Genomic DNA, 13,925 nt, shown 5'->3' on the forward strand with positions numbered 1-13,925 from the left:
CTATTTTTTCTTTTTTCTAATTTTCCACAAGACCATCTGCTTTCCACTTAATGAAAGTATTGATCTGTGTCTGTGATAAAGCCCCGCCTTGAGGCATTTTTGCCGGATCGCCATTAGGCCTCTGTATCCTGTCTAAAATATTATCAATATGGGTTTTCACCTGATTATAGCTCGTCCATGGCTGAAAAGAAGCAGCTCCTCCTGCGGAATGACACACAATACAATTGGCTTCCACGATTGGTTTTACGTCCTTGTTATAAGTTACCTTTTCAACAATAGGCGTATTGTCTGAAATTTCTTCATAGGTTCTGCTTTCACAAGCAATTAAAGTAACGGCGAGTGATGATATAAATAGTATCTTCTTCATTCTAAAAAACTCTATAAAGATTAAACCCAAAGAAAATATGACCTTTTCCCCACTCTCCCGTTGCATTGGATAAATATCCTATGTCGGAATTGAGTTGGGAGTTGGTGAATAAAAGCTGGAACACATGTCCCCCTGTTTCTATATCCACTCCTAATGACAATGGATTTTTATAGAAACTGTGATTATCAAAATTGACAAAATATTCTGCATTCACGGAGATTCTTTTAGACACTTTATAGCGTCCTCCTAGTCCTGCAAGAAATTGGTTTTTGTCTTCTATATTCGGATCATATAAATTTTTATGTACATAAGAAGGGGTCAACTGCAAGGAAAATTGATCATTAAATCTTCTTGAAATCAAAGCCTGTGTAAGATAGGAAAGTCTATCCCCAAATTTTAAATGCGGATAATTGTCCTTATCCAAATCTGTATTTACAGCCATTACATTGTAGCCTACAATATCCACAGGAAAATTATCATTTTGTTTTACCAGTTTGTACTTGGCAGCACCTTCAAAAGTTTTCATGTTGGTCTCTCTTGAAAAGCTTAAGGAAAGTCCGTCTGTTACTCCATAAATAACTCCTAGTTTAGTAGAAGCATCATCCAATCCAAAAAAGTTTTTAAAGCCGGTACTTATATCTCCAAAGCGGTGGGCAACCACAATATACCATTCATTTTTTGCTGAAAGCTTGGTAGACTGTGCGGTAACTACCTGTAAGGCTTTGAAGGCGGGTGGTGAGGTTTCGGTTGTTTTGAGTGTGTCAATATCTTTCAGCAAATCTTCCTGGGAATAGGCAAGACCTGAAAGGAATATTGACAAAAATAATAAAGTTTTCGTCATATAAATTTAAATTAAAATGTATATGACAAACTTATCGAGTTATGATTCTAAAATTATGTGATAAAAGTCACCTACTAGATTGTTTTTATCAATCGGGATATTAAAAATAGTAAACAATATTTATTAGACAATTCTAACATTTTCATTAGAAGGGATTTTCAATCCTTCTTTTGTCTGGAGGATTTCACCTTCATTCTCCATTTTTTTCAAAACTCTGCTTACTACTTCTCTGGATGTTCCCAGATTATTAGCAATTTCTCTGTGGGTAAGTTTTATAGGATTGTGCCCGGTAATTGAAATCTGTTGTTTTACATAGCTCAAAATTCTTCGGTCCAATTTATGGAATACAGCTTCATTCACCATGTTCATTACATCGGTAAATCTTTTGTCGTATTCATAATAAAAGATTTTATTGATTTCCGGGAAACGGATCAGCCAATGATGCAAAACGGAAACGGGAATCAATAACACCTCCGAATCTTCTTCGGTAACCGCATATACTTTGCTTGTATAATCTCCAAAAATAGATGCAAATGTCATCAGACAGCTATCATCTGGCCGTACGTAGTAGTAAATAAGTTCCCGGCCATCATTTAAAGTGTACACTTTAATGGATCCCTTGATCAAAAAAGGAATATATCTTACTTTCTGCCCTTCACGTATGATCTCAGTTTTAGCTTTTATAGTATCTACCACAGCATGTTTCTGCATTTCGCTTGAAAAATCGCTGCCTAAAAACCCGAATTTGTTAAGAATAAACTTATGATCGACCATATCCATTACATATTTATAACAAATATATAAAATTGAAGTATTGATATGACAAGAATATGTTAAACTTTTATTATAAATTACAAATAAAACATGAATATATTTTTAAAATCAACATGTTTTATGATTTTCATTTAAAATATTAAAAAGAGTGCATAAAAAAATGCCTCAGTAAACCGAGGCATTCTTATGATGTATTGTAAAAAAATCTTACGCTTGTACATTGTTACCACCTAATACGAAAGGCTCAACTTCTTTGATTTCTCCGAATTGCTGCTCGTAGTTAGCGATGTTTTGTTGAAGAGCACTTAATACTCTTTTAGCATGAAGCGGAGCAAGGATCACTCTTGATCTTACTTTAGCTTGCTGAACACCAGGCATTAATTGGATGAAATCTACTACAAACTCAGATGGAGAGTGATTTACCAATGCTAAATTAGCATAGATCCCAGCAGCTACCATTTCGTTCAATTCGATGTTGATGTTTCCGTCTTGATTTTGATTTTGATTGTCCATGTTTTTTTAAAAAAATTTTAATTTTTATATCTTAAATTATAGACTACGAATATAAATCATTTAAAACTTAAAATCCGTAATCTATAATTAAAAGTTTTAGTTAATATCCTCGAATTCTTTCTTAGAACCAACGATTACATTCTGATATTCTTTAAGACCTGTACCTGCAGGAATTCTGTGTCCTACAATTACATTTTCTTTAAGACCATTCAGATCATCTACTTTACCTGCAACAGCCGCTTCGTTAAGAACTTTTGTAGTTTCCTGGAACGATGCTGCAGACATGAATGATTTAGTTTGAAGAGCTGCTCTTGTAATCCCTTGCAATACAGGCGTTGCTGTAGCAGGAAGTGCTTCTCTTACTACCACTAAAGCTTGATCTTCACGTTTCAGCTTAGAGTTTTCGTCTCTTAATTCTCTTGCCGTAATCATCTGACCTGGCTTGAATTCTTTAGAATCTCCAGCATCTACTACTACTTTAAGACCGAATACTCTGTTGTTTTCTTCTAAGAAGTCATACTTATGCTCTAAAGCACCTTCAAGGAATTGAGTATCACCTCCATCAACAATCTCTACTTTCGTCATCATCTGTCTTACGATGATTTCGAAGTGCTTATCGTCAATTTTTACCCCTTGTAGACGGTAAACTTCCTGGATCTCATTAACAAGATATTCCTGAACCGCAGTTGGACCTTTAATTCTCAAGATATCTTCCGGTGTAATAGAACCATCAGAAAGCGGAGCTCCTGCTCTTACGAAGTCATTCTCCTGAACAAGGATCTGGTTGGAAAGTTTCACTAAGTACACTTTTCTTTCTCCGGTTTTCGCTTCAACAATAAGTTCTCTGTTACCTCTCTTAATTTTTCCGTAAGAAACTACCCCATCGATTTCTGTAACCACCGCCGGGTTTGAAGGGTTTCTTGCTTCGAATAATTCGGTAACTCTCGGAAGACCTCCGGTGATATCCCCTGCTTTCGCAGATTTTCTCGGGATCTTGATTAAGATTTTACCTGCTTTGATTTTTTCACCGTCATTAACCATTAAGTGAGCTCCTACCGGTAAGTTGTAAGCTTTTTGCTCAACTCCTTTAGAATCTACTACTCTTAATGTAGGTACGGCTTTCTTATTTCTTGATTCAGAGATTACTTTTTCTTCGAATCCTGTTTGTTCGTCAATTTCAAGCTGGAATGAAACCCCTTGGATGATATCTTCATATTCTACCTTACCTGATGTTTCAGCAATGATAACCGCGTTATACGGATCCCACTTACAGATCAGATCTCCTTTCTTCACTTTATCACCAGGCTTCACTGCCAATACGGAACCGTAAGGAACGTTGGCAACCATTAGCGGAGTTCTTGTTTCGTTGTCCGCAACCAATCTGAATTCTGTTGAACGGGAAACTACAACTTCAGCAGTGTTACCATTTTCATCTTCAGAAGTAATGGTTCTTACTTCATCCATTTCAACGATACCGTCTCTTCTTGCAACAATTGATGGGTTTTCTGATACGTTTCCTGCAGTACCCCCTTGGTGGAAGGTTCTCAATGTTAACTGAGTTCCCGGTTCCCCGATGGATTGTGCTGCAATTACACCTACCGCTTCACCCATGTGGATCACTTTACCTGTTGCCAAGTTTCTTCCGTAACATTTAGCACAGATACCTTTCTTAGCTTCACAAGTTAATGGTGAACGAACCTCAACTGCTTCTAATCCTGCCTCTTCGATTCTCTTCGCCAATACTTCGTTGATTACCTGGTCTGCTTCAGCGATTAATTCGTCTGTTTCAGGATCATAAATGTTATGAAGAGAAACTCTACCTAAGATTCTTTCGGAGATTTTTTCAACGATCTCGTCATTTTTCTTAAGTGCAGTAACTTCAGTACCTCTTAAAGTACCACAATCGTCTTCTGTAACGATAACGTCTTGTGCAACGTCTACCAATCTTCTCGTTAAGTAACCAGCATCGGCTGTCTTAAGAGCGGTATCCGCAAGACCTTTACGTGCACCGTGGGTAGAGATAAAGTACTCAAGGATCGAAAGACCTTCTTTAAAGTTCGCAACGATTGGGTTTTCGATGATTTCCGCTCCGGTAGATCCGGCTTTTTGCGGTTTTGCCATCAAACCTCTCATCCCTGATAACTGACGGATCTGTTCTTTAGATCCCCTTGCTCCAGAGTCAAGCATCATATATACAGAGTTGAATCCACCTTGGTCAGATTTCATTCTGCTCATGATCATTTCAGTTAATCCAGCGTTGGTGTTTGTCCAAACGTCGATTACCTGGTTATAACGTTCTGTATCTGTAATAAGACCCATGTTATAATTCGCTCTAATCTCATCTACATTTTCAACAGCCTGAGCAATCATCTGCTTCTTCTCAGCAGGAACCACAATGTCTCCTAATGAGAATGAAAGACCTCCTTTGAATGCGTTTGAATATCCTAGATCTTTCATGGCATCCAAGAACTTCACGGTTGTAGGGAAGTCTGTATCAGCAAGGATCTTACCGATAACGTTTCTCAATGACTTTTTAGTTAAAAGCTCATTGATATATCCTACCTGTTTAGGTACAATCTGGTTGAATAGAATTCTACCAACAGTAGTTTCAATTAATCTTGTTACTAATTCTCCGTTTTCTTTAACCGGTAGTTTACATCTTACCTTAGCATTTAAAGAAACTTTTCCTTCAGCATAAGCAATTTCCGCTTCTTCAGGAGAATAGAATGCTAAACCTTCACCTTTTACTTTATAATCTTCAGTAGAACTAGCTTCTTTAGTCATGAAATATAGACCAAGTACCATGTCCTGAGAAGGTACGGTAATAGGAGAACCGTTTGCAGGGTTCAAGATATTCTGAGAACCTAACATCAATAACTGAGCTTCAAGGATCGCTTCTGGTCCTAACGGTAAGTGTACCGCCATCTGGTCACCATCGAAGTCGGCGTTGAATGCAGTTGTTACTAATGGGTGTAGCTGGATTGCCTTACCTTCGATCATCTTAGGTTGGAAAGCCTGAATACCTAATCTGTGAAGCGTAGGTGCCCTGTTCAATAGTACCGGGTGACCTTTCATCACATTTTCAAGGATATCATATACTACGGGTTCTTTTCTATCAATAATTCTCTTCGCAGATTTTACTGTTTTTACAATACCTCTTTCGATTAGCTTTCTAATGATAAACGGTTTGTACAATTCCGCAGCCATATCTTTAGGAATACCGCACTCGTGAAGCTGTAAGTTTGGCCCTACAACAATTACCGAACGCGCAGAGTAATCAACCCTTTTTCCTAATAAGTTCTGACGGAAACGACCTTGCTTACCTTTCAATGAATCTGAAAGTGATTTCAATGGTCTGTTGGATTCAGATTTTACTGCTGAAGATTTTCTTGTATTATCGAATAATGAATCTACTGATTCCTGAAGCATACGCTTCTCGTTTCTCAAGATTACTTCTGGAGCTTTGATCTCCAATAATCTCTTCAAACGGTTATTTCTGATAATTACTCTTCTATAAAGGTCATTCAAATCGGAAGTTGCAAAACGTCCTCCATCCAATGGAACTAACGGTCTTAGTTCTGGCGGGATAACAGGAAGCACACGCATGATCATCCACTCAGGCTTGTTGATCATTCTTGTATTAGCACCTCTCAATGCTTCTACAACGTTCAATCTTTTTAAAGCCTCAGTTCTTCTTTGCTTAGAACCTTCGTTGTGAGCTTTGTGTCTTAAGTCGAAAGACAATGCATCAAGATCGATTCTTTTTAATAGATCCTCAACAGCTTCAGCCCCCATTCTGGCGATGAATTTGTTTGGATCTGAATCATCAAGATACTGGTTTTCCACAGGAAGAGTTTCCATAATATCAAGGTACTCTTCTTCTGTTAAGAATTCCATATGTTCAAAATCAGAACCATCTAATTTTTTAGCAATACCCTGCTGGATCACCACATATCTTTCGTAGTAGATGATCATATCTAATTTCTTAGAAGGAATTCCTAAAAGGTATCCGATTTTGTTTGGCAATGAACGGAAATACCAAATGTGCGCAATTGGAACTACAAGGTTAATGTGCCCGATTCTCTCTCTTCTTACTTTTTTCTCAGTAACTTCTACCCCACAACGGTCACAAACAATCCCTTTATAACGGATTCTCTTATATTTACCACAAGCACATTCGTAATCCTTTACAGGACCAAATATTTTTTCACAGAACAACCCGTCTCTTTCAGGCTTGTGCGTTCTGTAGTTAATAGTTTCCGGCTTTAAAACCTCCCCTCTCGATTCCTGAAGAATGGATTCCGGTGAAGCTAAACCGATGGTTATTTTATTAAATCTACTTGATTTATTTTTATTTGACATTTGTTAGATTTTAAATTTTAGATTTTAGATTTTAGATTAATTTCTGAATGTTACCATTCAACATTATAATTTAAAATTTAAAATTATTCCTCTAGTCTTACGTCTAATCCAAGACCTTGTAGCTCGTGAAGTAATACGTTGAAAGATTCCGGAATACCTGGTTCAGGCATTGCTTCTCCTTTCGCGATCGCTTCATAAGTTTTCGCTCTACCAATCACGTCATCCGACTTCACAGTCAGGATTTCTCTTAGGATATTGGATGCTCCGAATGCTTCAAGAGCCCAAACCTCCATCTCCCCGAATCTCTGACCTCCGAACTGAGCTTTACCTCCTAACGGCTGCTGAGTAATCAATGAGTAAGGACCAATAGAACGTGCGTGCATCTTATCATCAACCATGTGTCCTAGTTTCAACATATAGATCACCCCTACAGTTGCAGGCTGAGTAAATCTTTCTCCGGTACCCCCATCATAAAGGTGAGTATTACCAAATCTCGGAAGACCAGCTTTATCTGTATATTCAGTGATCTGATCAAGACTTGCTCCATCGAAGATTGGTGTAGCGAACTTCAATCCTAATTTCTGACCAGCCCATCCAAGAACTGTTTCATAAATCTGACCGATGTTCATACGGGAAGGTACCCCAAGTGGATTCAATACGATATCTACCGGTGTTCCGTCTTCAAGGAATGGCATATCTTCTTCACGAACGATTCTTGAAACGATACCTTTGTTACCGTGACGTCCTGCCATTTTATCTCCTACGTTCAGCTTACGTTTCTTAGCGATATATACTTTAGCCAGCTTCATAATACCTGCAGGAAGCTCATCCCCAATAGAAACTGCGAATTTCTCACGGTTTTTAACTCCTTGGATATCGTTGTACTTGATTTTATAATTGTGAATTAATTGTTTAATCAATTCATTCTTATCAGCATCAACTGTCCAATCTGAACCACTAACGTTTACGTAATCTTCAACTGATGTCAATAATTTATGAGTAAACTTCACTCCTTTACCGATGATTTCTTCATCAAGGTCGTTTTTCACTCCCTGAGAAGTTTTACCGCTTACGAGTGTATTTAATTTTTCAATTAAAGTGTTTCTCAAATCATCAAACTTAGCTTTGTAAGTGTTTTCAATTTCTTCAAGCTTAAGTTTTTCTTCAGTTCTCTTCTTTTTATCTTTAATATTTCTTGAGAACAATTTCTTATCGATCACCACCCCTCTTAATGAAGAGTCAGCTTTTAATGAAGCATCTTTCACATCACCTGCTTTGTCACCGAAGATCGCTCTAAGAAGTTTTTCTTCCGGAGTAGGATCTGATTCTCCTTTTGGAGTGATCTTACCTATCATGATATCTCCAGGCTTCACTTCTGCACCGATTCTGATCATACCATTCTCATCAAGATCTTTGGTAGCTTCTTCAGAAACGTTTGGAATATCCGCTGTTAATTCTTCCATACCTAACTTGGTATCACGAACTTCAAGAGAGTATTCATCTACGTGGATGGAAGTAAACCAGTCTTCACGTACTACTTTTTCATTGATTACGATCGCATCCTCGAAGTTATATCCTTTCCAAGGCATGAACGCAACCACTAAGTTTCTACCAAGAGCTAATTCTCCGTTTTCAGTAGCATAACCGTCACAAAGTACCTGTCCTTTCTCTACCGTATCTCCAACTCTTACGTTTGGTCTTAGGGTAATCGTTGTACTTTGGTTGGTTTTTCTGAACTTAGTAAGGTTATATGTTTTAGTAGCAGATTCGAATTGTACTAAATCCTCATCTTCGCTTCTTTCATATTTGATAACGATCTTGTCTGCATCTACGTACTCTACAACACCTGTACCTTCAGCATTGATCAAGATTCTTGAATCTTTTGCAACTTGCTGTTCCAGGCCTGTACCTACGATTGGAGCTTGCGGCTTCAATAAAGGAACTGCCTGACGCATCATGTTTGATCCCATCAATGCACGGTTCGCATCATCATGCTCCAAGAAAGGAATCAATGAAGCGGAAATACCGGAGATCTGGTTTGGTGCAACGTCGATAAGGTCTACCTGATTAGGCTCCACTACCGGATAGTCACCATCCAATCTTGCAATTACTCTGTCTGTACTGATAGTACCATCATCGTTCATTTCAACGTTTGCCTGAGCAATTACTTTTGCTTCTTCATCTTCAGCGTTTAGATAAATCGGATCTGAATTCAAATCAATTTTACCGTTTTCCGCTTTTCTGTATGGCGTTTCAATGAAACCTAATGTATTGATTTTTGCATAAATACCTAGAGAAGAGATCAAACCGATGTTCGGTCCTTCCGGAGTTTCAATCGGACAAATTCTTCCGTAGTGCGTATGGTGAACGTCTCGAACCTCGAAACCTGCTCTTTCTCTCGATAAACCACCAGGCCCTAGTGCAGAAAGTCTACGCTTGTGCGTGATTTCTGAAAGCGGGTTGGTTTGGTCCATGAACTGAGAAAGCTGGTTGGTACCAAAGAATGAGTTGATTACAGATGTTAAAGTCTTCGCATTAACAAGATCAAGAGGTGTGAAGATTTCGTTATCTCTAACGTTCATTCTTTCTTTGATCGTTCTTGCAATTCTTGAAAGACCTACTCCGAACTGTCCAGCCAATTGCTCTCCAACAGTTTTAATTCTTCTGTTAGAAAGGTGGTCAATATCATCAACCTCAGCTTTAGAGTTTACAAGCTCAATAAGGTGTCTTACGATCGCAATAATATCTTCTTTTGTAAGAACTTCAGTAGTTGTAGGAATGTTAAGACCTAATTTTTTATTCAATCTGTAACGTCCTACTTCACCTAATGAGTATCTCTGCTCAGAGAAGAATAATTTTTCAATGATTCCTCTTGCCGTTTCCTCATCTGGCGGATCTGCATTTCTTAACTGACGATAGATGTATTCTACCGCTTCTTTTTCAGAGTTGGTAGGGTCTTTTTGTAATGTATTCTGGATGATAGAGAATTCATTGCTGTTTTCTTTGTGGATCAGAATTGATTTCACACCAGCATCCAAAATAAGGTCTAAATGTTCTTTTTCAAGAACAGTTTCTCTATCCAGGATGATCTCGTTTCTTTCGATAGAAACTACTTCCCCTGTATCTTCATCTACGAAGTCTTCGAACCATGTGTTCAATACCCTCGCAGCTAATGTTCTTCCTTCTACTTTTTTAAGGGCAGCTTTAGAAACTTTTACTTCTTCAGCAAGGTCGAAGATCTGAAGGATATCCTTATCAGACTCATATCCGATTGCTCTTAATAAAGTTGTTAATGGTAATTTTTTCTTACGGTCGATATACGCGTACATTACGCTGTTGATATCGGTAGTAAATTCCATCCAAGATCCTTTGAAAGGGATAATTCTTGAATAGTACAATTTAGTTCCGTTAGCGTGGTACGTTTGCCCGAAGAATACACCAGGTGAACGGTGTAACTGGGTAACAATAACTCTTTCAGCACCGTTGATGATGAAAGATCCACTAGGCGTCATGTATGGAACCGGGCCTAAATATACATCCTGAACTACGGTTTGGAAATCTTCGTGTTCAGGGTCTGTACAATACAATTTAAGTCTTGCTTTCAGAGGAACTGAATACGTTAAACCTCTTTCCACACACTCATCGATTGAATAACGTGGAGAATCTACCAGATAGTCTAGGAATTCTAGTACGAATTGGTTTCTTGAATCCGTAATAGGGAAGTTTTCCTGGAAGGTTTTGTATAAACCTTCGCTCCTTCTGTCTTCAGGAAGTGTATCAAGCTGGAAAAATTCTTTAAACGACTCGATCTGGATATCCAGGAAGTCCGGAGTAATGATTTTTCCTTTCGCCGATGAGAAATTAATTCTCTGATTTCCCTGAGCTGTTGCTGTTGTTTTACTCATAAAACTTTTAAGAAAGGGGTTAAAAAATATTTTGATTTATTAAAAAATATCAGGAACAGAGAAAAGAGGAGAGAGAAAAGATAAACGACTTCAAATGTTTGGCGCTATTAGAAATAGTCTTTATTCTTTTTTCTTTATTCTTAAAATCTAATTCCTAACTGCAACACTGGTATATCTTTTCACAGCGTAATGCAAAATATTTTTATTACTTTTGAGGCAGAAATCACCCGAATATCTATATACACGAAATCCCTTCCATTCTAATGAAAGAGTTGATTTCTAGTATTTTATAGATTTACAAACAATTATTCGCGCCAAAAGAGGAGCAAAGGTACAAAAAGTTATCCACATTCACAAATAAAACCACTTCAAAATGAATAGGTTATTTTTTGTATATCTTCTAAGGCTGTTTTAAGTTGATAGTGACACTTCATATATAATTAAAAATAAGTTTCGATCAATTATTATAAAAAAGGTCACCCAAAAACGGGTGACCATCCTTATTATGAAAGTTATACTACACGCTATTACTTAACAATAACTTTGTAAGTTTTTACTGTAGATTTTGTTTCAATTTTAATTATATACAATCCCGCCGGAAGTGACGAGGTATTGATTTCTGTACCTCTTGTGAACTTATCAGATTTTACTAATTGTCCTTGAGTTGAGAAAATGGTATATGTTCCTTCTTCCGAAGATCTGACATTAAGGTTTTCACCTGCTTTTACCGGATTAGGATAGATTTTAATATCATTCATTGCTGCTGTTGCATCCGCAATATCAGATGCTTTAGAAGCTGTTGCCTGACCATTTTTAGCAAACGTTGCATATGGGGAAAGTGGAGAGTTTGGAGCTCCTCTTTTCACAATATCTGTATCTGCAGGATTAGTAACTCCAGTTGCAGGATCCATAATACCATCTAGATCCGCATCGATTACAGGAGTAATGAAGCCTCCTCCATATTGGTCTAAATTTGCTTTTCCAATGGCATGTAGATCATATTGTGTATTATTACTTGCCACATTTAAGAAGTCAGGTAAATTAGTTCCACTTGTATTTTTCAATGCATATTTCGGTGTTCCTGAATCCGGAGTTGTTTCCAAAACATCTGCGATACCATTGTTTCCAACTACTACACCTGCATCAATAATACCGTCGTGGTTAGCGTCGATTGAATTGATAACTGATTGAGGGATACCTGACTCGAACAGATCTAGTACACCATCATTATCAGAATCCAGATCTTTATAGTTGGCAACACCATCTCCTAAAATGTTTACAAAACTTAAATTTCCTTCAAGATCATCATCCTCAAAGAATGCATTATTATCAAAGTTCTCATAAACATCCATGATACCATCATTATCTGAATCTCCATCACAAGCATCAGCAACTCCGTCTCCATCTGTATCAATAGCATTTGATTTATCATTTAAAGCAGAACATCCTTCAGCACAATCCGGAATACCATTACCGTTAGTATCAATGTTGTCATTACCATTAGGACATTTGTCGTTACAGTTCGGAACTCCGTCTCCATCATCATCCATCTGAACAAATGCATTATAGATCATATACGATTGAAGCAAACCTGCACCTAAAGGATTACTAATTTCAATCTTCATTCTGTCGAATGGTTTGGTAGATTTAAATCCTACATAAAATCTGTTAGAAGATGTTACGAAGAAATCACCGCTTAAAAGCTGCCCTCCTGTTTTTCTTTCTGTTTCTGTTGTTCCGTTATAGAAAATTACATTGATAGATTTCAAAATATCTACAGAAATAACACTTGCCGTTTTTTCCAGTGTGAATCCACCAAATGTATTGGCAGGATACAGACCTGTATTACTTTTTACTGTTAACCTTGCTCCTGTTAAGAAAGATACCAATGGCATATTAATAGTAGCAAAATTTGTTAAGTTAGTATCTGTTACATTATACGGATTGTATAAAGTTGCTTTTAAAAGTCCCGGAATAAGAAGCCCGCCAAAAGCACTTGTCCAAGATGATCCCGGTACAATTTCTCCTAATCTGGAAGACCCCGAAGTCTGAATATATTCATTACAATCACAGCTTTGAGGCTCTTCAAATGCATAATACACTTTTAAACTTCCTAAATTAAATCCAAGAGTCTGGGTAACTTTTAATCTTATTTCATTGAAAGGCTTAGTTGAAGTTAAAGTTACTTTTTGCTTTCCTGAGCCATAACTTAATACTTTGATATTGATAAGTCCTCCGCCATCACTTAAAGTTTTAGAATCCTGTAACTGTCCGAATAAATAAGTTTCAATCGTAATGTTTTTCAAAAACTCAGCACTTAAAATCTTACCCTGATCATCCGGCTCAATAACAAATCCGGCTCTGTTTCCGGCAGGATAAACCTGATCCTTATCCAATACCCCCACAGAGTAAGATCCTAATAAACCTGCCGGTAATACGATTGCACCATAAGAACTTTTATCTCCGTCTCCAATTCTCTCTCTGTTTTCCACATAAGAAAGAGGAGCTAAAAAGCTACTGCTTCCTGATACATTTCCATCAACACCACTTCCTGCGATGATATCATCACAAATCCCATTATTATCAGTTGGAACGGTAGTCGGGTTGAAAGCAAATGCATAATACACATTCATTGAACCGAATAATCCTACCAAACCAGATTGGTATAATCTTACTTCATCAAAGCTCTTAGTCGTTTTAAAATGTAAGAATATTCTATTTTTAGACCCTCCAAAAGCAGGAACAGAAATTAATGTTGCAGTTGTGCTAGATTCCTGTAAAACACCTGCTTTATACGTACTTATTTTCAATGAACTTAATAATTCCGCTGTAATAAAACTGGTTCCCGTATCTACATTAAAACCTGTAATGTAACCCGCCGGATAGGTAACGTTATTGTTCTTAACTGAAATCCCATTTCCACTTAACAAAGTCGCAAAGTTTCCCATGCTTACTTTATTATTAAGATCTGCATCTACAACAGGGTTCATACTCCCGTTGTAGCATCCTAAACATATACCGGTGTTGTTTACCGGTTTAGCTTCTGTTCCCATCCCTCTTATCGGAATGTAACCTTGAGCAATCCCTTCTACCGACATCATCAACGTCAGCAAAACGGTTACTACATTCTGAAATAATTTTTTACTCATTTTGTTATTTTTTT

General features: G+C 37.4%; 7 protein-coding genes. All 7 read right to left on the reverse strand.

Annotation, left to right across the window (positions count from 1 at the left end):
- Window positions 1-16 precede the first annotated feature (16 nt).
- Window positions 17-367: a hypothetical protein gene (locus tag EGI05_RS08095; RefSeq protein ID WP_166668369.1), complete on the reverse strand. Its 351-nt coding sequence runs from the start codon at window positions 365-367 to the stop codon at window positions 17-19.
- Between the two features lies 1 nt (window position 368).
- Window positions 369-1,208, reverse strand: coding sequence for a DUF5777 family beta-barrel protein (locus EGI05_RS08100; protein ID WP_123262506.1), 840 nt, complete (start codon window positions 1,206-1,208; stop codon window positions 369-371).
- Window positions 1,209-1,331: 123 nt separating this feature from the next.
- Window positions 1,332-1,982: a Crp/Fnr family transcriptional regulator gene (locus EGI05_RS08105; RefSeq protein WP_228428568.1), complete on the reverse strand. Its 651-nt coding sequence runs from the start codon at window positions 1,980-1,982 to the stop codon at window positions 1,332-1,334.
- Window positions 1,983-2,189: 207 nt separating this feature from the next.
- Complete coding sequence (locus tag EGI05_RS08110; protein WP_121459920.1) at window positions 2,190-2,495, reverse strand: DUF3467 domain-containing protein; 306 nt, start codon at window positions 2,493-2,495, stop codon at window positions 2,190-2,192.
- A gap of 96 nt (window positions 2,496-2,591) precedes the next feature.
- Window positions 2,592-6,857 (reverse strand): DNA-directed RNA polymerase subunit beta', encoded by a 4,266-nt coding sequence (rpoC, locus tag EGI05_RS08115; protein ID WP_123262508.1) that lies wholly within the window; start codon window positions 6,855-6,857, stop codon window positions 2,592-2,594.
- Window positions 6,858-6,940: 83 nt separating this feature from the next.
- The gene (gene rpoB, locus EGI05_RS08120; protein ID WP_123262509.1) at window positions 6,941-10,762 is read right to left on the reverse strand and encodes a DNA-directed RNA polymerase subunit beta; all 3,822 of its coding nucleotides are present in this window, start codon (window positions 10,760-10,762) and stop codon (window positions 6,941-6,943) included.
- 527 nt (window positions 10,763-11,289) lie between these two features.
- Window positions 11,290-13,911 (reverse strand): T9SS type A sorting domain-containing protein, encoded by a 2,622-nt coding sequence (locus EGI05_RS08125; RefSeq protein ID WP_123262510.1) that lies wholly within the window; start codon window positions 13,909-13,911, stop codon window positions 11,290-11,292.
- Window positions 13,912-13,925: the final 14 nt, after the last annotated feature.

It is taken from the genome of Chryseobacterium daecheongense (genome assembly GCF_003729955.1).
GTDB classification, from domain to species: domain Bacteria; phylum Bacteroidota; class Bacteroidia; order Flavobacteriales; family Weeksellaceae; genus Chryseobacterium; species Chryseobacterium daecheongense.